The organism is Paraburkholderia tropica, assembly GCF_014171495.1.
Classification (GTDB): Bacteria; Pseudomonadota; Gammaproteobacteria; order Burkholderiales; family Burkholderiaceae; genus Paraburkholderia; species Paraburkholderia tropica.
In genome coordinates this window covers 75,396-99,457 of sequence record NZ_CP049138.1, presented here as the reverse complement: position 1 = coordinate 99,457, position 24,062 = coordinate 75,396, and the positions used below count along the sequence as shown (strand labels likewise).

The 24,062-nt window shown below is 60.5% G+C and carries 29 protein-coding genes and 1 pseudogene; 4 read left to right on the top strand and 26 right to left on the bottom strand.

The genetic code is table 11. From position 1 onward, the window contains the following. Window positions 1–458: 458 nt before the first annotated feature. From G5S35_RS37550 to G5S35_RS37535, 4 genes are read right to left on the bottom strand one after another with little or no spacing between them, the layout of a single operon-like run. The gene (locus G5S35_RS37550; RefSeq protein ID WP_183040827.1) at window positions 459–2,150 is read right to left on the bottom strand and encodes a TnsD family Tn7-like transposition protein; all 1,692 of its coding nucleotides are present in this window, start codon (window positions 2,148–2,150) and stop codon (window positions 459–461) included. Further along, on the bottom strand, window positions 2,147–3,637 hold the full coding sequence (locus G5S35_RS37545) for an ATP-binding protein (protein ID WP_074987094.1): 1,491 nt from the start codon (window positions 3,635–3,637) through the stop codon (window positions 2,147–2,149). The genes G5S35_RS37550 and G5S35_RS37545 overlap by 4 nt, the downstream gene beginning before the upstream one ends. After that, the gene (locus tag G5S35_RS37540) at window positions 3,634–5,841 is read right to left on the bottom strand and encodes a Mu transposase C-terminal domain-containing protein (protein WP_183040826.1); all 2,208 of its coding nucleotides are present in this window, start codon (window positions 5,839–5,841) and stop codon (window positions 3,634–3,636) included. Before G5S35_RS37540 ends, G5S35_RS37545 begins: the two co-directional genes overlap by 4 nt. A gap of 1 nt (window position 5,842) precedes the next feature. After that, a complete protein-coding gene (locus tag G5S35_RS37535) occupies window positions 5,843–6,646 on the bottom strand; it encodes a TnsA endonuclease N-terminal domain-containing protein (protein ID WP_237182039.1) in 804 nt (267 codons plus the stop codon). A 247-nt stretch (window positions 6,647–6,893) separates the two neighbouring features. On the opposite strand from G5S35_RS37535, the gene G5S35_RS37530 reads away from it, so the two are divergent. The 4 genes from G5S35_RS37530 (at window position 6,894) to G5S35_RS37515 (ending at window position 9,286) form a co-directional block, all read left to right on the top strand. Continuing rightward, complete coding sequence (locus G5S35_RS37530) at window positions 6,894–7,184, top strand: hypothetical protein (protein WP_074987091.1); 291 nt, start codon at window positions 6,894–6,896, stop codon at window positions 7,182–7,184. A gap of 217 nt (window positions 7,185–7,401) precedes the next feature. Then, window positions 7,402–8,343, top strand: a complete 942-nt coding sequence (locus tag G5S35_RS37525; RefSeq protein ID WP_183040825.1) for a tyrosine-type recombinase/integrase — start codon at window positions 7,402–7,404, stop codon at window positions 8,341–8,343. A gap of 47 nt (window positions 8,344–8,390) precedes the next feature. Beyond that, window positions 8,391–8,858 carry a hypothetical protein gene (locus G5S35_RS37520; protein ID WP_183040824.1) on the top strand — a complete coding sequence of 156 codons (468 nt, stop codon included), beginning with the start codon at window positions 8,391–8,393 and terminating at the stop codon, window positions 8,856–8,858. Between the two features lie 149 nt (window positions 8,859–9,007). Further along, the gene (locus tag G5S35_RS37515) at window positions 9,008–9,286 is read left to right on the top strand and encodes an H-NS histone family protein (RefSeq protein ID WP_074987089.1); all 279 of its coding nucleotides are present in this window, start codon (window positions 9,008–9,010) and stop codon (window positions 9,284–9,286) included. Window positions 9,287–9,359: 73 nt separating this feature from the next. Here the strand turns inward: G5S35_RS37515 and G5S35_RS37510 are convergent, their stop codons facing one another. From G5S35_RS37510 to istA, 22 genes and pseudogenes are all read right to left on the bottom strand, one after another. Then, the gene (locus tag G5S35_RS37510; RefSeq protein WP_161495522.1) at window positions 9,360–9,506 is read right to left on the bottom strand and encodes a hypothetical protein; all 147 of its coding nucleotides are present in this window, start codon (window positions 9,504–9,506) and stop codon (window positions 9,360–9,362) included. A 12-nt stretch (window positions 9,507–9,518) separates the two neighbouring features. Next, complete coding sequence (locus tag G5S35_RS37505; protein WP_074987088.1) at window positions 9,519–9,818, bottom strand: hypothetical protein; 300 nt, start codon at window positions 9,816–9,818, stop codon at window positions 9,519–9,521. Window positions 9,819–10,253: 435 nt separating this feature from the next. Beyond that, the gene (locus G5S35_RS37500; protein WP_183040823.1) at window positions 10,254–10,574 is read right to left on the bottom strand and encodes a hypothetical protein; all 321 of its coding nucleotides are present in this window, start codon (window positions 10,572–10,574) and stop codon (window positions 10,254–10,256) included. Window positions 10,575–10,599: 25 nt separating this feature from the next. Continuing rightward, window positions 10,600–10,806, bottom strand: a complete 207-nt coding sequence (locus G5S35_RS37495; RefSeq protein ID WP_074987085.1) for a hypothetical protein — start codon at window positions 10,804–10,806, stop codon at window positions 10,600–10,602. A gap of 138 nt (window positions 10,807–10,944) precedes the next feature. Continuing rightward, window positions 10,945–11,400 carry a hypothetical protein gene (locus G5S35_RS37490; protein WP_161495523.1) on the bottom strand — a complete coding sequence of 152 codons (456 nt, stop codon included), beginning with the start codon at window positions 11,398–11,400 and terminating at the stop codon, window positions 10,945–10,947. 33 nt (window positions 11,401–11,433) lie between these two features. Beyond that, on the bottom strand, window positions 11,434–11,868 hold the full coding sequence (locus G5S35_RS37485; protein WP_124263228.1) for a hypothetical protein: 435 nt from the start codon (window positions 11,866–11,868) through the stop codon (window positions 11,434–11,436). Window positions 11,869–12,009: 141 nt separating this feature from the next. Beyond that, on the bottom strand, window positions 12,010–12,612 hold the full coding sequence (locus G5S35_RS37480) for a hypothetical protein (protein WP_110329939.1): 603 nt from the start codon (window positions 12,610–12,612) through the stop codon (window positions 12,010–12,012). A gap of 308 nt (window positions 12,613–12,920) precedes the next feature. Further along, window positions 12,921–13,187, bottom strand: coding sequence for a Txe/YoeB family addiction module toxin (locus tag G5S35_RS37475; RefSeq protein ID WP_074987082.1), 267 nt, complete (start codon window positions 13,185–13,187; stop codon window positions 12,921–12,923). Then, window positions 13,184–13,444 carry a type II toxin-antitoxin system Phd/YefM family antitoxin gene (locus tag G5S35_RS37470; RefSeq protein ID WP_074987081.1) on the bottom strand — a complete coding sequence of 87 codons (261 nt, stop codon included), beginning with the start codon at window positions 13,442–13,444 and terminating at the stop codon, window positions 13,184–13,186. The genes G5S35_RS37475 and G5S35_RS37470 overlap by 4 nt, the downstream gene beginning before the upstream one ends. Before the next feature lie 112 nt (window positions 13,445–13,556). Beyond that, entirely contained in the window at window positions 13,557–13,823 is a 267-nt protein-coding gene (locus G5S35_RS37465) for a hypothetical protein (RefSeq protein ID WP_074987080.1), read from the bottom strand. Window positions 13,824–13,841: 18 nt separating this feature from the next. Next, window positions 13,842–14,027, bottom strand: coding sequence for a hypothetical protein (locus G5S35_RS37460; RefSeq protein ID WP_074987079.1), 186 nt, complete (start codon window positions 14,025–14,027; stop codon window positions 13,842–13,844). 131 nt (window positions 14,028–14,158) lie between these two features. Beyond that, window positions 14,159–14,521: a hypothetical protein gene (locus tag G5S35_RS37455; protein WP_183040822.1), complete on the bottom strand. Its 363-nt coding sequence runs from the start codon at window positions 14,519–14,521 to the stop codon at window positions 14,159–14,161. 140 nt (window positions 14,522–14,661) lie between these two features. Beyond that, on the bottom strand, window positions 14,662–14,811 hold the full coding sequence (locus tag G5S35_RS39855) for a GntR family transcriptional regulator (RefSeq protein ID WP_237182059.1): 150 nt from the start codon (window positions 14,809–14,811) through the stop codon (window positions 14,662–14,664). Window positions 14,812–14,994: 183 nt separating this feature from the next. After that, window positions 14,995–15,351: a hypothetical protein gene (locus G5S35_RS37445; RefSeq protein WP_110329938.1), complete on the bottom strand. Its 357-nt coding sequence runs from the start codon at window positions 15,349–15,351 to the stop codon at window positions 14,995–14,997. A 249-nt stretch (window positions 15,352–15,600) separates the two neighbouring features. After that, the gene (locus tag G5S35_RS37440; protein ID WP_110329937.1) at window positions 15,601–15,801 is read right to left on the bottom strand and encodes a hypothetical protein; all 201 of its coding nucleotides are present in this window, start codon (window positions 15,799–15,801) and stop codon (window positions 15,601–15,603) included. Window positions 15,802–15,855: 54 nt separating this feature from the next. Beyond that, a complete protein-coding gene (locus G5S35_RS37435) occupies window positions 15,856–16,038 on the bottom strand; it encodes a hypothetical protein (RefSeq protein ID WP_110329936.1) in 183 nt (60 codons plus the stop codon). 73 nt (window positions 16,039–16,111) lie between these two features. Continuing rightward, window positions 16,112–18,433 carry an SMC family protein gene (locus G5S35_RS37430; RefSeq protein WP_110329935.1) on the bottom strand — a complete coding sequence of 774 codons (2,322 nt, stop codon included), beginning with the start codon at window positions 18,431–18,433 and terminating at the stop codon, window positions 16,112–16,114. Then, complete coding sequence (locus G5S35_RS37425) at window positions 18,421–18,978, bottom strand: hypothetical protein (protein WP_183040821.1); 558 nt, start codon at window positions 18,976–18,978, stop codon at window positions 18,421–18,423. The genes G5S35_RS37430 and G5S35_RS37425 overlap by 13 nt, the downstream gene beginning before the upstream one ends. 230 nt (window positions 18,979–19,208) lie before the next feature. Beyond that, window positions 19,209–20,570, bottom strand: a complete 1,362-nt coding sequence (locus G5S35_RS37420; protein WP_183040820.1) for a metallophosphoesterase family protein — start codon at window positions 20,568–20,570, stop codon at window positions 19,209–19,211. A 125-nt stretch (window positions 20,571–20,695) separates the two neighbouring features. Continuing rightward, a pseudogene (locus G5S35_RS37415) lies at window positions 20,696–21,412 on the bottom strand (recombination directionality factor); the annotation flags it as partial. 72 nt (window positions 21,413–21,484) lie between these two features. Further along, window positions 21,485–22,294 carry an IS21-like element helper ATPase IstB gene (gene istB, locus G5S35_RS37410; RefSeq protein WP_183039733.1) on the bottom strand — a complete coding sequence of 270 codons (810 nt, stop codon included), beginning with the start codon at window positions 22,292–22,294 and terminating at the stop codon, window positions 21,485–21,487. After that, complete coding sequence (istA, locus tag G5S35_RS37405; protein ID WP_183039732.1) at window positions 22,284–23,801, bottom strand: IS21 family transposase; 1,518 nt, start codon at window positions 23,799–23,801, stop codon at window positions 22,284–22,286. Before istA ends, istB begins: the two co-directional genes overlap by 11 nt. Window positions 23,802–24,062: the final 261 nt, after the last annotated feature.

Here is a 24,062-nt window from a genome sequence, read left to right as displayed (position 1 = left end):
TTTGCCGCTCCAAAAAAGAAAAGGGACGCCCGCGGCGTCCCTTTTTTAGAAGCAAAAAGCCCTCAGCGCCCGGGGGAATATCCTTCCAGGTGCATACGCATCGAATGTACGAGAGCTTTACGAGCTTGAATTTTCATTGAGTTGAATTTCACGACGAATGAGTGCGGATTTGTCCGCAACGGCTTCATCCTGCCAGTTAACTGTACGCCTGTCCAGCTTCAACGCGATACAGCTCCGCAGTAACCTGGACTGGCGCATTCATGATGGTTGTTGGCAATTTTGGCGCTCTCGTCGAACGACCGCTCATGGCCGGCGAGTGCCCGTCGCCAGCCAACGCATCGATGCGATATACATATTTTTGTCGGCGCATATTCATTTGGCATCGGAACGTGCCGTTCCCCGCTTCGGGACCGGCGTAGCATGGCGAATAGCCCGACTGTCGAGCTTGAAGATCTGACTCATTTCCGGCGCTGATACGCACGCCCACCGATTGCCTGACCTCGCCACGCAGGGGGCCCCTCCCATTTGATCGAAATTCCCGCTCCGGACAGTTTTTCCAGCACATCGATATTTGCAGCCAGTGGTAACAAATTTTCCCATCCGCAGTATTCGATGATTGCCTGAGCGGCGTACAGCCCCACACCGGACAGAACGACAGCTTCGAACATCGGTGGTGCGTCTCCCCGTGCGCTCAGCACCGCATATGCCCACCACAGCCGCCTTGCCCTGAAGTGCCACGTCGACTCCCGGTTGTCGGTAACCCGCTTGAGTGTGCGTGGATAACGTTCGCGGTGCCGGGGGGTGTCCGCGACAGACACAGGGAGCGCTGCGAGCAGGCGCTCCTTCGTTACCTGTTGTGGTTTGCCGGACCGGGTGAGTAACTCGGTGGCGGCTGTGTCAACGTGCGCTGCAAAACGCTCGTCGTCCGGTGACGCAGTTTCCGCAGACGAACTTCGGCGCGCGCCGTCCGTTGCCGGCGCTGAGAGCGTTTCAACAAGCCATTTCCGGTCATGCTCGTAGAGCCACGACGTGATGCGATTCGCTCGGCGCCACAGGTCTTCGAGCGTCGTTTTCGGATTTCTTGATAGCTCTTCGCGTATGCGGCCCCGGTGCGCCGCGCGTGGTGTGGATGGAGGCGACACCACGGAACGCCCAGATTGGGACTCAGCGGCCCTCGTGCCGCGAACTGCATCCTCATCGGACACACGTTGCAGGGCCAGTGCAAACCTGTCTCGCGTATCAAAAAGATACTTCGCCAGCAGCAGGTGCCGGGTAATCGGCATATCCCAGGTGGAGTTATTGCCACCTGTCAGGCGTATCCAGAAGCTCATCCTCTTTGAGGCAAATGCCGGATCTACCGCGGAAAGAAACGCGTCACCCAATTCTCCGATCAGGTGTTCCTGGAACGCTTTCGCCTGTATCTGCGATCCCCATCCAAAACCCAATTCACGCATACGGTTCTGATACACCACACGCAGGCGAAGGCGACCTACCTGACCCAATGGGTAGTTAAGCAGATCGTGGGCGAAACGCGCGTAATCAAGCATGCCCCGCACGTCCGACGCACTCGTGTCTTCCGCGCCTGCCACGTCCCAGCCACAGTGGCAAGCGTGCCACGGTTGACGCAGCAGGCGTGCGCGAAACTGGAACGGGCGACGACATTGAGGGCAACTCGACAGCAGGCACCCGCCGTGTCGCCAGCACACGCCGACGCCTGGCACATGGTGGGCACGGTGCCAGTAACCCATGCCATACGCATTGACATCTTCTCTCACGCAGGCCGGACACAACCGCGCCTCCCCGTGATGCCCGACCACGCGGCGAGGTAGGCGACTCACCAAGGTGCCAATGTCTGTGGTAATGGGCTGTGGCCCATCGGCCAGAAATGGCTCGAACAGCGGCCAGAGGGTATTCTGTTCCAGAAGCTTTTGCCGCGCCGCAGGCGAACCGTCACCCATGCGATCCGCAAGATGCAGCATCGGCGGCGACGCGATTTGCTCCAACGCAAACGGGATGCTGTCGAACAGGTCCAGAAATGTCTCTGCCTCTATCCGGTTGCCCGACAGCACGTGATGTCGGGCAACGCGCGACTGGAGGGTCTCGTCAGGCAACGACGGAACAAAAAACAGGAGTGCCGGCGTCGAAGTCATGAGGCAGCATATGCCGTCGAGAATTCAAGAGCATCTTCCAGCAGCCATCCGGCGTCTTGTAATGCATCACGCGGCGCTTCATGCACGGCAATGGCGCGCGCTTCAGACTGAATCCACTCTCCAGCGTTCGTAATGCTGGTCGCTGGACTTCGTGTCACTTCGCACACGTCCGGCGAAGATCGCGCAGAGCTCGCAGCGACCGGTCGCCGCATATCGCGAAGCGTCGACAGCTGTGACGGCGCACGCGCGTCCCTGTCGATCACGCCCATCATCGCGGCGATCTGGCTGTCGGGTGGGAGCAGATCCTCGAATCTTGCCATGCGCTTCGTGTCGCCGCTACGCAATGCGTCGAGCGCGGGCTTTAGCAGCTGCATCCGTGTGTCGGCGATGGTGCGCAACAGCCTGACCGTCAGGCGTTCTTCGCCCGTATGGATCGCGTGCCGCTGGGCGAGCACGAGCAGCTTGATCAGGATGTCCGTCACACCTTGCGTCAGGTCGTACAGCACGTTGCGCAGTTCGGCGGTAAGTGGCTCCGCATGGCGAATCCACTGATACTGCCATGCAGCATCCACCAGGAGCGCCCATGCCGGATCGTCACTCGCTGGCTGTCTGAAGTCGCTCAGCCCGAGCCCCGTCGCACGCCTTGCGTTGCGCATCACATCCGAGAAGAGGTCGATCATTGAATTGGTGCCCACGAACACAACCGGTATGCCGATGCTGTTGATGAGGTTCACAAAGAAGTTCAGCATGTTTTCCTTGCCGCCTGTCTTCGCCACACGTAGATGCTGCAGTTCGTCGATGATCAGCACGCCGACAAAATGAGTACTCGCGATCTGTTCAATCTGGTGAACAAGCGGGACGATCCCACGTAATGACCGGTAGCGTTTGGCATAGCGCTCATCTCCAATCGCCCGGTCAATGGCGCGAAAGAAAGCGTGGCATAACCCTGTGAGCGAACCATCGAACGGACATTCGATTTTCAGCCAGGGGATCTGCACCTGAACAAGCTCGCGGCCTCTGTACTGCTGGTGACGGATAGCCTGCGGATAGAGTCGGAGAATCGACTCCAGTGCCGTGGATTTGCCGATCCCGCTCAGTCCCACGACGCTCAGTGTGGATGCTGTGGACCGGAAACCGCTTTCGGAGGTCTGGCCAAGGGCAAGCGCATACATGTGCCGCCACGTCGAGTGCGCAAGTGGATTGCGGCCGACGTATCCGCTACGGATCAGCGAAGACAGCGCAGATTCGAGTTCAAGGTGGATCTGCAGCGGTTGAACGAGTTGCAGCACCCGGTCGATGCAGTGCAGCCGGATTTCCTTCGACAGTCCGACCTCACTTCCCGGTTCTTCCGGGAACATTGCCAAGGCCGCTGCGGCATCCGCCTCTGCGCGGATTGATGGCAAGGCTTCGATGAGCGGATTACCCTGATACTGTGCGATGGGCGACTCGACATATCCGGCGGTAACGAGGCGAGCAGGTGTCGTCATGTCCGGTTGCTCCTGTTGCGCAGTCGCCCAAGCAGGTCCAGCACTTCGGCGCCGCGTTCGCCAGCATAGGTATCGACAACGCCTTGCGTAGCCACGGCAGGCGCGGGGCTGGCTACCGGACTCTTGCCACCCACCGGCGATCTGTCACTCGCGTGTTGACGCTCGGCCGCTTTTTCGAACGCCCGATGCATCCTGATATCGCCTACCTGGCGGCTATCCGGGAGGGGCGTGGCTGGTTTCGCCGCGAGTTTGTCGATACAAGCCTGTTCCACGGTGGCCTCGATATGTGCATCCAGGCGAACCCGATCATTGAGCGTGGCATACGCGTCTTCTGTTGCTGGCTTGCCGGTCATGCCAAGCATATCGAGAACCTCCTCAAGACGGCGCCGGGCGACCCGCTCCTCTGATGCGAGCAGGTCACAGCGCACGAAGTTGCGTTGCGGGTCCTGAAGCCACACATGGGTCGTGTCGTTCGGGTCGTACCAGACTGTTACACTGCGGCGTCCGCCCCGGCGTGCCGCGGCGAACCAGTTCTGCTCCATAGCGAGGGCGCACGAGTAATACATGCCCTTGAAGCAGATGCCACCACGCTGGACCGATGCATTGTCGCGGGGCAGCAGGTGCAGGTAGACGAGGTCCTGCGGCTGCGTATTCGGTGTGGAAAGTCCGTGGTCCATTCCCCATCGCCAGAGATTGACCGGTGACGGTTCCAGTGCCGCGCTGATCATGTCGGTCGTCAGCCTTTCAGGTCTGCGGCTGTGATGGTTGTAATGGAGCACACTGCGGATCATGATGCGGGTGAATTCTTCCAGATCGAGAATCGCGTCGAGGCGGTAGTCGCGCTCGCCGCGTTCGGCGATTCGCTGCCTGACCGCGCCTGGAATCCAGTGAATCTGGGCAGTCTTGTTCAGCAAACGGAACCGGCTTTCCACGATCGATTTCCAATCTGGCCGGAACGGAGGCGCAATCGCAATGTCGATCCCCAGCCCCGAGACGATGCCCTCGGCCGCCTGCCCGAGCATTTCGCCGCGGTCTGCCATCAATTCATGGGGAAGATGGTACGACGGCCACGCCGATGGCTCGATTTCAACGCCATATGTATCGCAGAACGCCACCTTGTCTGCAAACGCGTTGAACAGTGCGTGGCGTGCGCCGTTCCAGCTTGGCCCTTCCAGTCCGACAAAGATGCCCACGATCATAGTAGAGAAAACGTCGATCACAACGTAGACGACGGGACGGCCGATAACCCAGTTCCGGTTGTAGCGGCTTACCAGATAGATGTCCGCGATGGTCGCGTCGATCTCGAAGCGGTGCCCCGGCCCGTAGACGCCGTCGTTGGCCCGCCCGGTCAATCCGCGATGATCCTTCTGCCAGCGCCGCTCGCCCAGGCGAGACCGGTGAACCACCAGATCATCAAATGCCTTCTTCCCCCAGTAGCCGAACTGCCGAAGGCTCGGCAATTGGTGGAGGGGCTTGAGCGTCAGGTCGTCCGTCGACGCGCCCGGCATCACGTGCTCTTCAACGTAGAACCGTCGCAGGGTCCGGTGATACGCATCTACTACCGACGCGACTTCGTTGTTCCTGTAGAGGGAGTATCCGATCCGGATGAAACCTTTGTCGTCCTCACCAAGAATTTTCCCGCAGCGCTCGTCACTCGCAGCTACGTGTACAGGAGGCCGTCCGGGACGTTTGCCGGGCGCGAATACGCGATCTTTGCCGGGGCCACCGGCGTTCCCATAGTTCGGCAACAGCGCATTGCGGATCTGGCCGAACATCCAGTACCGGTAAAGCAAGCGGTAGAGGGTCTTGCGCTGTATTTCCGTTGCTGCAGCATGCCGGGCGACGAGCGCGCCCATCGCCCCATCGGCGAATATTTCTCCCGGGACGCCAGTCTCGACCAGACCGGCGATACGTTTCCAGTTGCGATCACGCGATTTCCTGTCGGATAGCGAGATTTCCTCTTCTACCCGCAGCATGTACGCAGGCAGTTTGAACTGGGTGCATCGCGCAGCGCCGCGCTCAAGCCATGCGAGGACCTCTTCGCCCACGACGACCCAGGGCTTGTGGGGTGTGGGCGAAATCGAGATCAGCGTGGCCGGAGTCGCAGGGTCGCCGATCCAGAGAATACGCGCTAGGCCATCGAACGGCAGTTCACTGGACAGGGCCTCGATGACCGTATTAAGCAACGCCGCAGTGTCGCTCATGTCAGGCCGCCTGCTTATATCGACCTGGACCGTCCGCTGCGACCTGTATCAGGGGGGCGCGCAACGTCGCTTTCATCGGTGTTTCGAGATCAACGAGAAGTACCTTGTGCCAGACCATATGCCTGAACAGCCGGACAGCGTCCGGGTAAGGCATGCGCAGCCGGTAACTCACGGTGCGAAGCAGCGACGAGAGCGTCCGGTCGTGCGTCCCTGCTTCTGCGATACCCTCGACAAAACTGGTCTGCAGGCTGTTGTCCCGCAATTCCCGCGCGATTTCCGCGCCGCCACGAAGCCAGATGAGATTGCTTGCCTTCGTGGCGCTCATGCTCGTTTCAGTGACGAGTTTCCAGTCCACGTCACGCTGAGCCCAGAACGCTCTTTCGAGTTCGAGTTTTTCGAGTGTGCGAGAGAGCCTGCTACCAGGCGTCAGTTCGTCCGCGTATTTGACCGTCCGCGCGATCTCACGAACCGAGCCGTCGCCTTCCTTCACGGTGACGACGAAATCGGACGTCATCACGAAAGGCACAGTTGTACCTGCATAGAGCGGATAGCGAATGCTGCGCAGCCGTGCGGCGTCCTGGATAGGCGCCACAGGAAGGAGCGGGAACTGCTCCCGGATATCAACGACGCGCTCAGAAAATTCGAGCGCTACAAGATAGCGATACTCAAGATCGGAAAGCACGTGATGGACGCGCCCCGTCTTGAGACCATGAACCTTTCGCGAGCGGCCACGTGATGGGACATCCTGCACGCGAAGCCACGGTTTGTAGTCGGCACCGACACCTTGTCCGTAGCCCTGCGCCACATACCGCTCGATGTCCTGCTGAGTCCTGAAACGCCGTGCCCGCATACCCGTCCCGTTGAATGAGAGGCAGCAGGATAACGGCAGCCAACCAGCTTGTGTCAAACTCTATTGTTTTGTGTCGAACTGTATTGTCTTGTGTCAATCTTTATTGTTCGTTCACAGCTCATCGAAATCCTCGATCGGCAAAGCGGTGAACTAACGCGAACGTAGTTTCGCTACCCGGCGTGTTGCCGGGACGGAGGTCGACATGGAAACGACGCAGGAGCAATTTGTCAGTGATCTGGCGATGTTGTTGCGCGATCAGCCACGCGGTACCGCGGCACGACTGGACGAATGCGTCATCGCCTGGCTAGACGCTCGGCAACTGGTCTTTGCATATCTGAGAGACGACGATCGACGTTTCGTCGAGGAAGAGTTTTACCTCGACGATGTTGTGTGGGACGAGTGGGAGGCTGGGTTCGCGGCGTGGTTGCGCGACCCCGCGTTCGAGTATCGGGAAGAAATCGCGGGTTGGCTCGGCGACACCCCACCCCGATGAACGGCACTGCGCCGCGAAGATGTTGCGGGAGGTACGCGAGCGGGGCCGTGGCCGATCGCAGGCTGAAAAGATAGCAAATTTGACCCATCTTTTGACACCGCAAGAACCCCGATTTAGTCGGAAAATAGTCGCGCCGACGCCCTCACGCTGCTCGCCCATGCGCGAATCGCAGATTCGCCCTAAAGTGGTCAGGACTCCAATTCAGTATATTTCAGCCATGAATCAGAACGACGACGACTGGCTTCACACGCCGGATAAGGCCTTTCGGCGCTGGCAGGAACTCGATGCGACGGGCGCGGCCGGCAGGCCTTTCTCCCCCCGCTCGATCGTCCAGCACATGGCGATGTTCGAACGCTTCCAGCGCTTCCTCGCGACGGTTGGGACGGATATTCGCCATTTCGGCGAGGGCCATTTAGCGGCCTTCCTCGATGACCTGGGCGACCACTGCCGCGCGGAAACGAGCACGGCGCTGCGCTATGCCAAGCTCGTTGACCGGCTGTGTCGTCATCTCGTCGACGTCGGACTGCGCGCAGATAACCCGGCCGCCGCACACGCGCGATTGAGCCCGTGGCCGGCGGGCGAGCCTGTACCCATCTATCTGGACGAAATCGCCGATCTTCGACTGCAGGACGCGTTACAGGAGTGGCCCGAAGGCGATGAGCGCGGACTCCGTAACCAGGCAGCGGTGGCGGTATTGCTGGCCACCGGCGTCACATCGGCCGAGATCAGGCGCGCGCGGTGCGCGCACGTGATCGCGGAGGGGACGCGATGGCGTTTCCTCGTCAGCGCGCACGGAGCGCGCGCCGAGCGTTTGATCCCGGTTGCGCCATTTGCACGCGCGGTACTCGAAGCATGGCTTCGAAGGCCCGCAGTTTGCGATGACGAGTTGCTGTTCCCATTGCTAGGTCCGGCCGGTTCGCTCTCCGATGAGACGTTATGGCGTGCTGTGAGGGCCGCGCTGGACGCGCAGGGCTTCGCGGGGGCCGACAGGAGTCCGCGTGTGTTGCGCAATACCTTCGGGCGACGTTTGTTGATCGCTGGCCGGACCAACGAAGAAGTCAGCCACCTGATGGGTCTCGCGAGTCAACGGACTGTGGTCCGTTTGCGCGCGACGTTAGTCGCCACGGACGAGCGCTTGACTTCGCAGCAGGCTCCGTAACCTGGTCTTGTCGCCCGCGGTGGGCGACAAGACCTAAGGAGCCCTTCATGCCGTTTCAAAGCCCATTACAACCCATCATCTACCGAGGCGAGCATGGCCGTCCCAGCGCGATGTACTACCGCATCGCGTTCACCGAGCACGAACCGTGGCTCGCGGTGATCGAGCTGAGTCAGGCCGCGGCCGACTTTCCAAGCCCTGTCGTATCCGTGGCCCCGCGCGACCATGTGCTGAACCGTGTGCTCGAACACGACCTGCGTGGCGTGCCGCTCAATTTGATTAAGCTCGTGGCCACCGATCCGACGGGTTCGTTCGGATTCGAATTCACGCCGGATTTCCACGAGTATGTGAGGCGCGACAATCGCTACGAGATCCACCCCGAAAAAGCACGGCGGGGCCGCGTCGTCGAGCGTATCGAAATCGACCCGGAGAACCTGACCGCTGGGAGCGTGCGGGTAGACACGGTCCACGCGACTGCGGCTGACGTCGCTCCCGAGGTCGCGGCCGCGCTTGCTTGACGCCGACACACCCCGCTGCGGGTAAGTGACCAGTGTCGCGCGATAGACCATTCGCAGCGAGCACCGCGCCCTTTAACGGGGCCGGTGCCTGAATGTCGAGTGTTCGCGCGCGGTAGAATGCGAATTCGCCCAGCCTACACTTCGATTCGATGTCAGACCTGAAAAAACTCCTCGCTCAACGGGAGCAGCTCGAAATCCAACTCGCGGCCGCATTCAAGGAGGAGCGAAGCGCGATGATGGAGCAGATCATCGAAAAGATGAAGCAGCATCGGATCACAATCGAAGAGATCCGCGGGCCGGTTCAGAAGGAAAAGCCCAGGCTTCCTGCGAAGTATCGCCACCCCACTACCGGCGCTGAGTGGTCGGGACGTGGGAAGCCGCCAAACTGGATCAAGGACGTGCCCGACCGGTCGATTTTTCTGATCTAAACGCGGACCTTGGCATGTCGTCATGCGTGCGTAATTTGGCGCACGCGCCGCGCGCCGCGTTGATTTTCTTTGCTTACTGCGCACGCTTGCGGCGCAACCAGCCTGCAATTACTTTCACCACCACGTAGGCGACGCACGGTGCGCCCACAAGTGCACCGATAAGAGTTAGCCAGGCCGACATGCCGCGCCAGAAAACGTCGAATGTGATGTAGGGGTCCATTGCTAAATTTTCCTATGCCTCGGGAACGGCCACCAATTGGAGGTTCCCTGCCGCGTCACAGTCACGTCGGTAAATTCTGACCTCTCCGAGTTTCGACGTAGTCCGCTGGTTGTCGAGATCAAACACATAGGCAATCGAATTTTTGATCGCAACGTGCTTGTAGACAGCAAAAGGTTCGCCGTTATTCTCCAACACGATGGCTTCCCGCTCAGAGGCGAGTTCGTAGACCGCATAGCCCTCAATGCGGAGGACTGGATCGTCTTTAGTGGTAAGTGCGCCAACGCGCCATTCCAGCAGTTGGATTTCCTTCATCTTTACTCCAAGTCACACGTGAACATTGGTTGGTATTTTCCGGTCCCGCGCGTGACGGCGAACTCTTCTGTGTACTCAGCCCACGCTCAGGGTGTCACGACCGCCCAGCCATCGTCGATCACTTTTCTTAGCAATGTGAACTCAGGCAGCAATGTCCACGACTCTCCTCGGCTGTGAGCCGCGTTCCACGTTCGCTCGACCTCGGCTAGCGCGACCTGCCAAAGAAAGGCATCGGGCTCCATCTTCTCTCGCTGGTTCGCCAGGTGATCGCACGCTTCACATAGGTCTGAGAATGTGTCGCCAAACGCGCACTCGCTATTACGCTGAGCGTAAGTCAGCGCGTACCGCGCCTCCCATACTCTATCGCAGAGCGGGCCGACATCATCTGGCCATCTGTATCTTGCGGTCATGGACGGAAACCGAATATTTTCCGACTCAATGAAGCCTGCCACCGTGTCGACGGCGGGCGGTCGCAAGCAAGGGATTGTCTTGCACGTCGCCCCTCGCAGGCTCCGACTCCGCTATTGTCACGATCACACGGACATCTAAAGCGAAAGCGTCGTCCAACCTCTGGCGAGCAATCGCGACGCAATCTTCGTTGGCTTTGCCGCCCGAACTCTCTGCGGCTTGCGCCGCGGCCTTTGCGGCAAGACCGAATGCGGCGACAGCCTCATCCCAGGTAAGTCCCAACTCCATTGCTTGCTGAACGAACTGACCTGCCACCGAACCGATCTTTGCGCGGGTTTCGTTATCCATAACTCTGTGCCTCGGGCTGCCGTGCTTAAAGAGACTCGCCATCAACCGTAACAACCGCCTTGGTGCCGTCGCGGCTGATAGACACATTACCGATATCGTGGTCGTGCATCAGCAAGAACAGCGGCTTGATCGCCGCGTGCAGCTGCGCCGTCTTGATGCCGAAGCGTGTGGCCAACCGGCGTTCGAGTTCGCTTGCTTCGTCTTCTGTCCGAAGCGGAATGACGTTCGACATGTATTGATTCTTCTATGCGGGTTGCACGTTGAAGTTCGCCGCAGCGTAGACGGCATTACAGCTCCACACCCCCTTGCCGTCACGGTAAAAAGTAGCCCAACCGTTCGCCACCACAACCGCGCCTGCGGGAACACCTGGCTATGGCCGTTTGCAGCGGCAGACAGCGGGTTCCGCTCCCGGCACGTCGCGCAGGACCATCGACGCAAGGGCAGCGACAGCCTCCGGACAAGATTCCCGTTGAACATCCGCTCTCCCACGATCATCGAGAAACCACCCATTGATGTATCCAGCCGCATCCCACAGCACCATATCGATTCGGGACGGAGTCCCCTGAAGCATGTAACCGTTAAGCGCCTCAAAGTCGGTGAACAGCCTTTCGAGCGTAACGTCACTTTCACGACCAGAACTGGCATCCACCTGGGGGCCGACTACTCGCAGGCAGATGCGTTGAGTTGCCGCCTCGGCCGCCATCAACGCAGAGCCGACTTCGCAGCGGATAGGATGACTCCCCCTGAATGGCGCGAACATCGCTGATAGCTCTTCATCTAGCTCACGAGCTGAGAGTTCGAACAGTGGTTTCTTGCCGGTCGTCATGATCAGAACCTCGTGGGCCAATTTTCCGTTGCGTCACGGCGCGATGCACTGGCCGGTCAACAGCCAATTGCTGGTCCTATCGTCTGGGAAGTAGGTTGCACCATGCCGCAATATTGATGGGCTATCCCAAAGCTCGCAACCGGCAACCTTCACTCGTCCGTCTATTGATCCGCGCGTAAAAATTCGGATGGCCGTATCACCAGCCTTCAAGTGAAGTCGAGGCGTCCAGTCAGCGACGTCTTCGTGGGTTAGCTTGGTGACGTTTAGTTGAGTCGGTATTAAGCGCGCAGCAGTAAGTCGATCGGCCAGCGAACCTTGGATAGCAGGGATCGCGTGCAGGATTTTGCCAATCCTTACAGGGTCAGTGATCTCCGTTGTACGGTCTGCGACTGTTCCCTGATCTTCTGCTCTGGCGGCAGCAACCACCGCGATCAAGCAAAGCACACTCAGTTTTACGTTGACGTTCAACTTCGCTCCCCGACTGAAATAGTGTTCCAGCGCCGCTCGCGGCAGTGAATTTTGTAAGGCCGCGCGTGGCGACGAATTTCCCTACCTGTTTATGAAAGGTCCGCCCTGTGGTATGTCCAACGCTCTTATGGGTATCGGGGTTTAATTGATCTCATCCGCATGTTGAGGTTGCAGCATCCAGCGTTTCCCATCTGCCTCCCAAGGCAGCGCTGGCTGCGAGCGGATCAACCGCTCCACTCCGTCCCTGACCATGTAGGTCTCCAGGTAACCGAACCTTCGCGCCCCTTCCTCAAGGTCAAATCGCACAAGAAACAGCAACAAGGGCTGATCAGACCCGCGCCATTCCTTTCGTATGCGCGCAATGTTCTCCTCGTGATGGTCGTTCCTCGAGTATGTGACGAGCACCGAAAAGGGTACAGCCGATGAGAATTCTCGCAGCTTTTTTAGTTCGTTGAACTCCGCCCGGAAGGGTTGAAACCACTCCCACTCGATATTCGCGATCGCGCGGCCGAACGCGTCCCTGATGACCGCGTCCACCTTTCCCTCCTCGAAGTGAGTGAAGTATCCCATCAGGTCGGCTGATGTACGCACACAGATCCCAATGTGCGTCGTCCACTCCGCTCGGCGGCCCACTTCTTTCACGACGAATGCCACCGGGAAGTCGCGATACCAGTGGACATTGAAGAGAGTCGCGAAATCCCGAATGGCCTGTTCGCGCTCTCGCCGGGTCATATTTCCTGCCATGTTTTCCAGTGCCGCGCGTGGCGGCGAATTTTCCTAGTCCTGCGCTCGCGACGAGTTGCGGGCGCCCGTTATAGCTTTGGCGGCCAGCTCGTGGTACGAGTGGTCGTCAAGATCGGGATTCGTGTCGATGGCTCGTGCGACCCACAACTCATAACGCGCCGTCGCGTCGCATTCCGTCCAACCGTGCCTCACATGCTGGCGAATGAAATCGGCTTTCGCCCGCTCTTCGGTCCGAGGTAACGAGCCGCCAGATGAAGAATAGACCGTAGGGATGAAGCGCATCGTCCTATTTTCCGTGCTGTTGACCGTCAGTAGTGGTAGCGGCACGAAACGATATTGATTTGCGTGTTTGCTACTTCGTAGACCAAACGATTCGTTTCATCAATACGACGCGACCAAAAACCAGTCAGGTTTTCCTTCAGCGGCTCGGGCTTGCCGATTCCTTCGAAGGGCGAGCGCTGCACGTCCTTGATGAGTTGATTGATGCGCCTCAACGTCTTTTTGTCTTGCCCCTGCCAGTAGACGTAATCGTCCCAAGCCTCGGCAGTCCACATGATGTTCAAAGCGCCGCTCATTCGGCGTCGTCAACCAGCGCGCGGGGTTTTACTTTACCCGCGCGTGCCTGCGCAATGGAGCGCTCAAGATGGGCTACGTTTGCCGGGGAACGCAGAAGATGGACCGTTTCCATCAAGCTATCGTAATGCTCTTGGGACATGACAACCGCATTCGGTGCGTCACGGCGGGTAATGAGGGTCACGTCCACGTCATCAACAACCTGGTCGATGACGCGCTTCAGATTGGCGCGAGCGTCGGTGAACGGGATGGTACGCATATGTCCTCCTTCGTGATTGACCTGTACCGATACAGGTACAACTCTATCATGCTTGGATGGACGTGTACAGATAATTGTACGTGTATGCCGCGCGCGCGATTTTCCGGTCTTGTTACGCGGGCAGCTTCGACGGCACCGCAGACATGCCGTGCATCGTCTTGCCGATTATGAAGTGATGCCCGTTGCGCGCAAGGACGGCGCTTTCAGCGGCTTCCGTGGCGGCGATGGATGCAACGAGGCCATCGCGCAGCTTCACCGCGTCAGAGAGCGTCAATTCCGTGGCGACGCCGTCGAGCGTTACCACTACCGGATGCTGGACGATGCCACCGGCAACCGTCCGAGCCTGCACGCCACCTTCAAACGTCTGTTCGTTGTACATGATGAGTTTCCGTTTCACTTAGTCGTCGCAACGCCGGAAGTAAAGTGAAGCAATGAGCAAGGCATTAATCGCCACGACCACAAATCCTACGATCGTGATGATCTGCATGCCGCCGCTGTTTCCAGTACGCTCAAAATAGATATCGATGAACGTCAATGGCAGCGCAACAATTAGGTCGATTAATAGAGTCATCCAGCCGTTCATTTGGTATTCGTCCTGGTTTGTGGATCAAATCGTTTCGTCGCCCCGAAATTTCGTGCATTCAGAGGCGATCGCATACGATGGGACACGGCGCACGATGAGCTGCGCGGCTACCGGTCTGGGCCTGAGTCTTTCTATAACGGCTTGCGCTCTCTCCACTTTAGTTGGAGTTCCCGACGAAACTGGGTGTAGCCGACCAGGGCGATGCGTGCTCCCGCCATGCCCGCCAGCAGAACACAACTCGTCGCCAACACGTAGCCGCACATCCCATAAGCGTAGTGAAGAAAGACGCCCAGCAGGCTCGAGTCCGGATCGCCGAGCGACGCAGCCAGTCGCATGTTGCCGTGGCGGTTCAGCGCCAGAACGAGCCAGGAGGACGCATCGCCGCGCAGGAACAGTATCCCTTTCCACAGAACGGCGAGTCCGGCCGACAGCGCGGCCAGGTTAGCGAGCCATGCCGCGAAAGCGCGCGCGCGGTGAACTTGGTCTGATCTCATTCCGACATTGTGGGGCTCTTCGGCACGGCCGTGCGCGCAAAAGGTTATGGTTTTTGTATAGCTTTCTGCCGAATTTGAGCACAGACGGAAAAAAGCCCGCGTCCACCGTAGGGTGGCGCGGGCTTCTTGATGAGCGGAAATCAACCTGAATGCGCCATTGTCGAGACGACAGAACCTCGGCGCGTGCGGCTCTCGATGAGGCCGCGGCGTGCCGCTTCGCGAAACGCCGCATTAATGGTGTTGACGTGGAAGCCGAGATCGTCTGCCACGTCGCGTTGCGTGGGGAGCAGGTCTCCCGGACGAAAGATTCCGGCGAAGATCGCGTGCTCGATCTGGTCAGCGATGGCCAGTTAGACTTTCCCCGAATCCGGGCGAAGTCCGGCCGCCAGCGCTGCGGGTCGGACATGCGATGCGTACTGCCGGTACACGGGCGAGCGCGCGAGGCGGTTTGCGAGTGCGTCATGCCGTGCATCCTACACCGGCTGCAACACGACATGTTTTGACCACTCCCGTCCACCGGGCAGACCTCTCACGAAGTCAGTGAAGGCTTTGCCCGTCGATGGAAGCACCAACCTGCATTGACCCGCGATCGCATCCGCAAGGCGCAGGGCGTTAGCGAGCGTTTTATCGTCCCGCGCGTACGGCGACGCGAGCACGGCCGAGATGAAGCGCGCAGCGCGCGCGGCGTGGCTCGCACCGATAATCCCGGCAATGGCAAGGTCGGCCTGTGCTCCGATATCAGCGTCGGAGAACACCGCCGCTTCGACTACATCGGCGTCGATGAGGCACCGGCCGATATCGTCCGAAAAGTCGTTACTCGAGTAGGTCATGATTACTTCCTGAAAGGGGCGACCCAGGGCCGCAGGGGCGCTAGAAAAGAGTGGGCGCGGTGTACGAAGACAGCGCGCAGATGAACGCGGCGGCGAGAAGCGATGCCGTCACTGTTGCGATGACGATCTGTCGCTGCATGGCAGCTCCTGTTTCGAATCGGAAAGGATGAAGGCCCTGCTCCCGAGGGAGACAGGGCCTTCGTTGCGGTTGGGCGGTTGTGCCGCCGGCCAGTTACGCAGTTGCGCGCGTCAGGCGCACGACTTCGGATGGCCCGCCGGGAAGACGAGCACGCGGCCGTCGTCGCAGATACGGAAATCGCCCTGCTCTCGTTTGGGCGAGTGCACAACGATCACGGTGCGGTCCGCCTTAGGCATCGCCGGAGCGTTGCCACATGCCGTAAGCGAAGACGTGCCAGCGGCTGCCACGAGCAGCATCAGAAAATTCATCATGGTGAAGTTCGGAAAAGAGACTCGCGCCGCCCCGTGTGGGGCGGCCAGGGAAGATCACGCAGCGGCTCGCTGTGCGACGGGTTCGCTGACGGTCACGGTGATCCAGTGGCCATCAACGAGGACGTCGCGCAGACGCGAGCCGTTGAGCGTGTAGACGTGCTCTGCGCCACGGCGCGGAGCGGCAGCACGCACGGCGATCGTGGTGTTGCACACAGCGGAAAGATGCTTCTTGAACATGGTTGCTCCTCGGGTGTGAAGACGAGGAGCGCCCCTTGCGGGGAGTCGCTCCCCACAAGGGTTAAAAAACTGATCACGCAGCCATCGCCTCGACGTCGATGACGGCGTCCGCCTCGAGGACGAGGTCCGGTGTCTGCGAAATGAAGAATTCGCGCGCGTAGCCCCCCTGACGGAGAACCTCGCGCTTCATCTTCATGAACTGCACCTTGCGTGCAGGGTCAAGCGGCCCGTCCGACTCGTCGCTGAACAGCGACTCGTACGGCTCCCCCGCATTGCGCGCGAGATAAAGGGCGATGCCGCGCGTGAGACATTCGTTGATCCAGACCTTCTGCCCGCCCGACATCACCGATACCGGCTTGGTGCTGTCGTGGTCGGCGTCGTGGACAAGGATCTCGAAGCCTTCGCGCATATCGCCGCTGGCAAGCGCACGTTGCGTGCGGATCTCGACGGTGAATCGCGGGCCGTAGCACGCCATCAGCAGGTCATTGACCGTCTGCGTGAGCGCCGGGCCAGCGTCGTCAATGGTCAGTGCGACCAGACCATCGTTGCCGAGGCCTTTGGCGAGCAGCTTCCAGTGCGCGATCTCGTCGGACAGTCGATCCGCCCGCGAACGGGTGGCGTCGAATCCGGCAAGCTCCGTCGTCATGGCGTCGCGCTGTGTTTCGCGCGTCGCCTGCTGACGGATCAGCGCCTCGATACGCGCGTCGAGAGCCGCACAGGCCTCCCGACTCGCAACGAGCTGGCGATCAAGACCGGCGATCGCCGCAGTGACATCGGATGCCGCGAGCCGCGAAGCTTCGGCAGCGATGTCCTGCAGCGACGTCTGCAGGCGCTTCGTCTCGCGGTCGCGATGCTCGGTGACCTGACGATGCTGCTCCTGCGCGCTGGCCAGCTCCGAACGGGCTTCAGTCAGCGCATTCGCGGATGCTTCGAGGAGCGGCTTGCGCGCGGCAAGGGCCGTCGCCTGCTGCAACTCGTTGCGAGCCTTTGTCAGCGCGTCGCTCGCCTGTTGAAGCGCGTCGCGTTTGGGCGCGAGCGCGGCAACAACCGGCGCAAGCCTGTCGACGACCTGCTTGCGCTGGCGATAGCTCGTACGCAGCTGCTCGACGGACACGCGCTGCTCCGCGGCCTTCGAGGATGCGTCGCGCGCCTGGGCAAGCAACGGACAGGTGGTGTGCATGGCATGCCCCGCACACGGCACCTGGTCGATCACCGCGGCCTGCTGCTGCAGTGTCTTGAGCAAGGCGGTTTTCGACTGGCCCTGACCTTCCAGCCTGTTCAGGTCAGCATTTGCCTCGGCCAGCGCAGTCTGCTGTTGCGCCAGATCGACGATCTCGGTCTGGAGCGCCTTGATGCGCGCCTCTTCCCGACTGATGACGATGCGGGCCTGATCGCACTGCGCCTGCGCACCTTCGATCTGTGCACGTTGAGATAGCGTCGCTTCGTGAGAAGCGATGCTTTTCTCAAGCGCACTGCGTCGATCGCGCAGCCGGCGGACGATTTCGTCTGCCTGCGACGCGATGCTCGCCAGCGACGCGTTGACTTCGCCACGCTGCTTCTCCAGTTCTCGCAGGCGCGCTTCGGCGGTTGCCGATTCAGCCTGTTTCGCGGCCAGCGTCGCGCGTTGCTGTGCGAGCGTCTGTGCCTTGCCCTGGAGATCCTCGCGGTCGCGTCGAGCGACGGCGATCGCCTCGGTGTCCGCCGCAATCCCGCGCGCCGTTGCCGCGAGCGTTTCGCGCTTCTGGCTCAGGGTCGCGAGTTCACGCTGGATGCCGTCGAGCCTGGCGCCGATCACCTTTGCAACGTCGGCGGCTTTCGTCGCCAGCGCACGCAGGTGGTCGATGTGCAGCAGCTCCGCCAGCAGCGACTTGATCTCGCCCGCGTTGTAGGACGCGAGCGGCCGCCGGTTTTGCGCGGAAAAGACGCTCGTGAAGAACGATTCGAGCGAGCCGCACACCGATTCGACGCAACGGTCGTATGTGTCCGCCTTGCCATCGGACTTCGTGCCATCGGGTGCCGTGAACGGTTGCCACAGGCCTGCCTTGTCACGCCAGGCGAGGAAGTACTCCGCCTTGTTCGTCTTCCCGGGCTTGCGGAATGAGAAGGTCGACCGGTAGCGCACGTTGGCGTGGTCCCATTCGAGGATCTTCATCGCCTGCGGCCCACGAACGTGGTCCCAGTACGAGAAGGCGTCGACCGAGAGCTTCGCGGCGTGCGAGGGCATGATCCGGTACGGATGCAGGTTGTCCATCAGCGTGGACTTGCCCGCGCCGTTCGGTCCCTTCAGGGCGATCAGCCCCACCGGCAACGTTTCGAGATCGAGTGTGACGCTTTCGCGCCGCATCCCGTCGCGCACGCCGTGGAAGCCTTCGAGGGTGAGGATCAGCGGTCGCATGACAGCCCGTCCACAAACGGCACGTCCTGAAGGTAGTCGGACGGCAGCCACGGAACATCGTCATCGTCGGGAAGCGACGAAGAAACGATCCGGTCGACGGCCTCCACAGGTGCGGCACCAACCGGTTCCGGTGCCGGCTGCACGATGGTGCCGTCGATGGCACGTTCCAGCGCCGTGCAGGCCGCCTTGAAACGCGTTCCGGCCACGTTGAGGAGCTTCTCCCAACTGTCGCATGCCGTGAGCGCCTTCAGCTCGCGTGCGGACCACTGGCTCGCATAGCCGTTGCTGTACGACCAGAGCAGATTCGTCATCTCGACGTCGGGCGCGACAACGAGCTGGAGCTCGGACGCGTCACGTTCATGGACCATCACGACGAAGCCGTGGCGGACCGCAATGACGGCACCGCGCGCGGCACCGTAGGGTTGATGGAAAAGCGCCGCGGTGAACCCGGCATGCTTCACGAGAAGCTGCTGGATATCGGTTGCGGACAGCGTGGCATCGAAATGCCGGACCCAGTCGGGACCAGCGGGATACAGACCAAACATGGGAACACTCCGGAGAAATGGACGGAGTGCGCCCCCATCGGGAGATCGCTCCCCGTCAGGGTCAAAAGAAAATGGATACAGCGGGTGCTGCGATCGATGCGCCAGTAGCGCGGGTTGAACCTTGTTCCGGCAGAGCATTCGGGGAAATCCGAACGCGCTCCCGGAACACGGCAGTGTTCCGCGCGTGAGCCGGCCATACAGGCCCCGCTCACGTGTTGGCGGCGAGTGATTTACGCCGCGAAAAGATCGCCTTCGAGCCAGTCGGGACTGGACCCGTCGACCGACGGTGAGACCGACGGCTGTGCCTCGACGACATCAGCGTCCGCGGCCGCGCCAACGACCAGCGACAGCGGCGCAGCCCCGGACGGGCTCTCCAGACCGGCCAGCACAGCTTCGGCTATCTCAGACGCGTCAGCCGTTTCGAGCATCTGCAGGCGTTCGAGCAGCGGCGATGACGCGACATCCGTCAACTCGCACCAGCGCGCGAGCTTCGCATCGACCGACGTCTCCAGGCTGATGCCCTGTGCGCGGCTGCGCACGATCGGGAGAATGCGCGGCTCGATCTTGACGCCGGGCGCATGCGCGAACATCGCTTCGATTGCAGCGCGATCGACGGACTGCCGATGCTCCTCGTCGATCTGCCAGCGGATGCGCACGAATGCATCGCCCGAGTCCGCCGCGAGCGCGGCAAGCCGTTCCATGTCGGGCGGCCCGTCGAAGTCCACGCACAGCATGCGGCGCGAAGGTGTGGGCATCAGGTCGGCCGAGGCCGCATCGGTATCCACTTCCCATAACAGGTAACCCTTCTCGCCCTGCTCGCCGTAGTGGAAGCGCCCGATCGACCCGGGATAGGCGATGCGCCGCCCGCCGCTCTCCCACGACTGATGCTTGTGGATGTGGCCCAGCAGAAACGCCGAGCACTGCGCGTCGAAGAGCGCCGAGAGAGAGAATTCGTGATCGAATCCCGCCATCGTGACACCGTGCTCCGTCTCGCAGCCCACCACCGTGCCGTGTGAAATGCCGACGGTTGCGATGGCCGCCTCGCGCAACTGCGCGTTCACCGAGCCAGACGCTGCCAGATACGTCCCCAGCACGTCCCCCAGATCGGTGGCGGCCGCGAGTGCGCCAACACTCGCCGCGAACTGCCCCTTGTTGATCGTGGGCAGGCAGGTGAACACCGCGTCGGGATGCATCTCGATCACGTGCGCGAGTTCGTCGGCGCTGAACACCGCACCCGCAGACGCGATGAAGCGGCCGTGCCCGAACGCTACCTGCTGGATGCGATCGGCCACGAACACTTCGTTGGTCGAGCCCATCAGCGCGAAGATATCGAGCGTGCCGGGCGGTTCGTGCGAGAACGTGCCTTGCAGCATGATCACGGGCATGGCCGCCGCGAGCCGGTGAATCTGGCGCGCGAGTGCGCCGAGCGCCGGCGAATGCGCGTCGAGCCGGTGATCGGTCGAATCGCCGGAGACAACGGCCACGCGCGCATTGCGAGCGATGGCATCGTCGACGGCAAAACCGAAGCAACGATCCGCTTCGTCGAGCCGCTCCGGCGAGTAATGCAGGTCAGAAAAATGGGCGATCTTCAAGACACACCTCCGTAAACGAAAAATGGCCACCCGAAGGCAGCCTCATTTATTGGACCCGCGCGAAGCGGTTCTAACAGCTTGGATCGAGCAAAAGAATCGCCGACCCCAACAGGGTCGGCTCAGGGTTACTGGAACACGGCGTCGCGCACCGCTGCCTCGATTTCCCGCTCCAGGGGAGCGCGGTCTTCGAGCGCGGCGACGAGTCGCGCGTTCATGCCGTCAACGTCTTCGACACGTTTCGTCCAGCCGTTCCCGTACTTCACATAGGCGAAGCGACGGAAATCACGCTGTCGTGCTTCGACGCTCAGACCCAGCCGCTTGAGCAGGTCCGACATGCGCTCGAGCTTGTCATCGAGCGATTCGGGTTCGCCGGGCATCGGATCACCGTCGTGATCGCTGTCACCAGCCGCCATCGCGTCTTGACCGTCCGGCGACACACCGTCATCTGCAGCTGGCCGCAACGCATGCACGTTATTGGGAACAGGGCTCCCCGCTCCCTCCAGCAACATCGCCGCACCGCCCGCAACCGCGAGCGCGGGCGGGTGATCGTCCGCGCCGTCGAGCAACGCGCTGATGTCGATATCCGCATCGAGCACCGTGAGCAACTGCGATTGACGAACCGCTTCGCCAACCTCGTTGATACGCGTGATCTCGAATTCCCGCTTCGAAATCCAGAAGCGCGTGCCGGTGAGCCTGCCGCGTGCCAGCGCAACGGTCTGCATCGCCGAATATGCCTTCTGCAACACGTAGATCGAGTTGGTGGGCAACTCCATCAGGCCCAGCCCCTTGATCTCCGGCACCGCGAAGATGAAACGCGCCGAGAGATTGCACTGACGTGCCTGATTGTTGATTTGCAGTAGAAACTGACCCACTTTTTGCATCTAAAACTGACCCACCCTTTTGGCGCAGAATCGTCATTCCTGCGCGTCAGCTTCTTCGTCTTTTACAGTCTTAGGTGAGGTTTTGCGGGACACCGTCCGCTTCGTGGGTTGCGCTGCTGTGCTGTTCTTGAAGCGCCACGAATCATTCCCTGTTTCCACGATATGGCAGTGATGCGTGAAGCGGTCAAGCAGAGCAGTAGTCATCTTCGCATCGCCGAACACGCTCGACCACTCGGTGAAGCTAAGGTTCGTTGTCACAACGATGCTTGTATGTTCGTAAAGCTTTGAGAACAGGTGGAACAGTAGTGCGCCGCCGGTCTGGGTGAACGGGAGGTAGCCGAGTTCGTCAAGGATGACGACGTCTGCATACATCAGCCTGTTGGCGATTTGCCCCGGTTTTCCAGCGGCTTTCTCTGCTTCGAGCTGGTTCACCAGTTCAACGGTAGTGTAGAAGCGCACGCGCTTTGCGTGGTGCTGTACGGCTTCGATGCCAAGCGACGTAGCCAGATGGGTTTTGCCCGTACCTGGCCCGCCAATGAACACGACGTTCTGCGCCGATTCGCAGAACTCTAACGTGTGGAGTTCACGCACGAGCGGCTCGTCCGTGCTGGCCTGTTCGAAGTCGAAGCCAGCGAGGTCACGATGCGCTGGGAACCGCGCGGCGGTCATCTGGTAGTTGATGGACCGAACCAGTCGCTCGGCCGTCTCGGCTTTTAGCAGCATCTGCATAAACTTCTCCGGTTCAAACTCGTTGTGCCGCGCCTGGGCGACCAGCTCTGGCCACGCCTGCGCCATTCCATGGAGCTTGAGCGATTTGAGTTGCGCTGCGGTTTCATTCGACATGACCATCCTCCTTGCGCGGAGTGCGAAGCTTTTCGTACCGGTGAACGTCGGCGAGCGGCTCTATCTTCAGCCGTAGTGATGTCTGTACGCCGTCGGAACTGCGGGACGCGGGGCTTTTCAGGCGAGCAAGGATATTCAGTACATGCTCGGCACTTGGCCTGCCAGATTCGAGAGCCAGCTCCACGGCAACCAGCACCGCTTCCAGACCATGCACAGGCGTTGCCGATAGCACCTGCACCATTACGCGGTCGCCTCCAACCTGTCGGAGCAGGTGACGCTGAAGCCGCTGCATTGGCTCGGGCATTGTGAGGAACGGGGCTCCGTTTCGTAGGGAGCCCGGCTTGCGGGCTACAAGACTGATGTAGTGCGTCCAGTCGTAGAAGGTCAGGTATCGGTCGAAGCTACGTGCATGACGTGCAATCTCGTTGCCATCGGCGACGACGCTGATATACGCCGGATACGTTCGCAAACTCACAACATGATTTGCGAACTCCGCTGGCACGCTATAGCGGTTGCGCTGGAAGTGGATGAGGCTGGTTGACGACACGCGAACGGGCTGCTCGATGTAGCCATCGAACGGCTTGGGGCACTGCATCAGACGCGGGCGTTCGTCCTGTAGCGCATCTGCTACTGTCAGCTCGGGCCATTGAGGATGACGAAGCTCCTGCCAGGCATGCCGACAGCGCTCGGCCAGCCAGACGTTCAGAACATCAAGCGACTCCCACCGGGTTCGGATTGCTTCGTGCCAGATGTGACGACGGCGGTCCTGAACGTTCTTCTCGACGATGCCTTTTTCCCAGCCCGCAGCGCGGTTGCAGAACTCGGGTTCGAACAGATAGTGGTTGCACATCGAATGGAAGCGAGCGTTTATGGCGCGCTCCTTTCCCGGCCCCACCTTGTCCACGGCGGTTTTCATGTTGTCGTAGATGCCGCGCCGGGGTATGCCGCCGAACGCGGCGAACGCACGTGCGTGCGCGTCGAACAACATTTCGTGACTCTGCGTGTGATAGGCGACGAGCCAGAATGCGCGACTTGCGGCGAGCTTCGTGTGTGCGACTTCTATCCGGCGTCGCAGGCCACCGATGAAGACGTATTCGCAGCTCCAGTCGAACTGGAATGCCTCACCATATTCGAAGGCGAGCGGTACGAAGGCTCCGCGTAGACCACCTTCATCGCGGTTCTGCTTCCAGTTGCGGATGAACGCACAAACACGGTCGTAGCTGCCATCGTATCCAGCAGCCCGCAAATCGGCGTGCATCTGCTTTGCCGAGCGCCGCTCGCGCTTCGGCCTTCGCGTATCAGCCAGTAGCCAAAGACGCAACTGCTCCGACCATGGGTCGACAACGCTGCTGCTGTCTCGTTTCGGATACTTCGGCTCACCGGTTGATGAAGGCTCACGCAACCATCGCCGTATGGTGTTACGGGACAGGCCAGTACGCCGGGATATGTCCCTGAGCGGGACGCCATCGCGGAAATGCATCCGCCGAATCTTTGCCAACATGCTCACCGTAATCACTCCGGTTCTCCTGCTTGGCGTCCAAGCAGGCATTGAACATGTGGGTCAGTTTTCGATGCAAATTTCTAGTGGAAGTGGGTCAGTTTTGCACGCACCTCAACACCCAACAAAACGTCGGGGGAATTCGAGTTCGACTTGCGCGGGATAAGCAGAGCTTGCGAGTGGAAATACCTCAGCTCTTGCGCTTGATGCCGCATCTTTCAGCCCTTGAAGAGTGGCTATCCAATTCGATTACTTTCTTTGAAGCGTCGG

Bases quoted from the DNA above. Each gene is read 5' to 3' on its own strand.
- G5S35_RS37550 (WP_183040827.1), bottom strand. From the start codon at position 2,150: ATGACTTCGACGCCGGCACTCCTGTTTTTTGTTCCGTCGTTGCCTGAC.
- G5S35_RS37545 (WP_074987094.1), bottom strand. From the start codon at position 3,637: ATGACGACACCTGCTCGCCTCGTTACCGCCGGATATGTCGAGTCGCCC.
- G5S35_RS37540 (WP_183040826.1), bottom strand. From the start codon at position 5,841: ATGAGCGACACTGCGGCGTTGCTTAATACGGTCATCGAGGCCCTGTCC.
- G5S35_RS37530 (WP_074987091.1), top strand. From the start codon at position 6,894: ATGGAAACGACGCAGGAGCAATTTGTCAGTGATCTGGCGATGTTGTTG.
- G5S35_RS37525 (WP_183040825.1), top strand. From the start codon at position 7,402: ATGAATCAGAACGACGACGACTGGCTTCACACGCCGGATAAGGCCTTT.
- G5S35_RS37520 (WP_183040824.1), top strand. From the start codon at position 8,391: ATGCCGTTTCAAAGCCCATTACAACCCATCATCTACCGAGGCGAGCAT.
- G5S35_RS37515 (WP_074987089.1), top strand. From the start codon at position 9,008: ATGTCAGACCTGAAAAAACTCCTCGCTCAACGGGAGCAGCTCGAAATC.
- G5S35_RS37510 (WP_161495522.1), bottom strand. From the start codon at position 9,506: ATGGACCCCTACATCACATTCGACGTTTTCTGGCGCGGCATGTCGGCC.
- G5S35_RS37505 (WP_074987088.1), bottom strand. From the start codon at position 9,818: ATGAAGGAAATCCAACTGCTGGAATGGCGCGTTGGCGCACTTACCACT.
- G5S35_RS37500 (WP_183040823.1), bottom strand. From the start codon at position 10,574: ATGGATAACGAAACCCGCGCAAAGATCGGTTCGGTGGCAGGTCAGTTC.
- G5S35_RS37495 (WP_074987085.1), bottom strand. From the start codon at position 10,806: ATGTCGAACGTCATTCCGCTTCGGACAGAAGACGAAGCAAGCGAACTC.
- G5S35_RS37490 (WP_161495523.1), bottom strand. From the start codon at position 11,400: ATGACGACCGGCAAGAAACCACTGTTCGAACTCTCAGCTCGTGAGCTA.
- G5S35_RS37480 (WP_110329939.1), bottom strand. From the start codon at position 12,612: ATGGCAGGAAATATGACCCGGCGAGAGCGCGAACAGGCCATTCGGGAT.
- G5S35_RS37475 (WP_074987082.1), bottom strand. From the start codon at position 13,187: ATGAGCGGCGCTTTGAACATCATGTGGACTGCCGAGGCTTGGGACGAT.
- G5S35_RS37470 (WP_074987081.1), bottom strand. From the start codon at position 13,444: ATGCGTACCATCCCGTTCACCGACGCTCGCGCCAATCTGAAGCGCGTC.
- G5S35_RS37465 (WP_074987080.1), bottom strand. From the start codon at position 13,823: ATGTACAACGAACAGACGTTTGAAGGTGGCGTGCAGGCTCGGACGGTT.
- G5S35_RS37460 (WP_074987079.1), bottom strand. From the start codon at position 14,027: ATGAACGGCTGGATGACTCTATTAATCGACCTAATTGTTGCGCTGCCA.
- G5S35_RS37455 (WP_183040822.1), bottom strand. From the start codon at position 14,521: ATGAGATCAGACCAAGTTCACCGCGCGCGCGCTTTCGCGGCATGGCTC.
- G5S35_RS37445 (WP_110329938.1), bottom strand. From the start codon at position 15,351: ATGACCTACTCGAGTAACGACTTTTCGGACGATATCGGCCGGTGCCTC.
- G5S35_RS37440 (WP_110329937.1), bottom strand. From the start codon at position 15,801: ATGATGAATTTTCTGATGCTGCTCGTGGCAGCCGCTGGCACGTCTTCG.
- G5S35_RS37435 (WP_110329936.1), bottom strand. From the start codon at position 16,038: ATGTTCAAGAAGCATCTTTCCGCTGTGTGCAACACCACGATCGCCGTG.
- G5S35_RS37430 (WP_110329935.1), bottom strand. From the start codon at position 18,433: ATGCGACCGCTGATCCTCACCCTCGAAGGCTTCCACGGCGTGCGCGAC.
- G5S35_RS37425 (WP_183040821.1), bottom strand. From the start codon at position 18,978: ATGTTTGGTCTGTATCCCGCTGGTCCCGACTGGGTCCGGCATTTCGAT.
- istB (WP_183039733.1), bottom strand. From the start codon at position 22,294: ATGTCGAATGAAACCGCAGCGCAACTCAAATCGCTCAAGCTCCATGGA.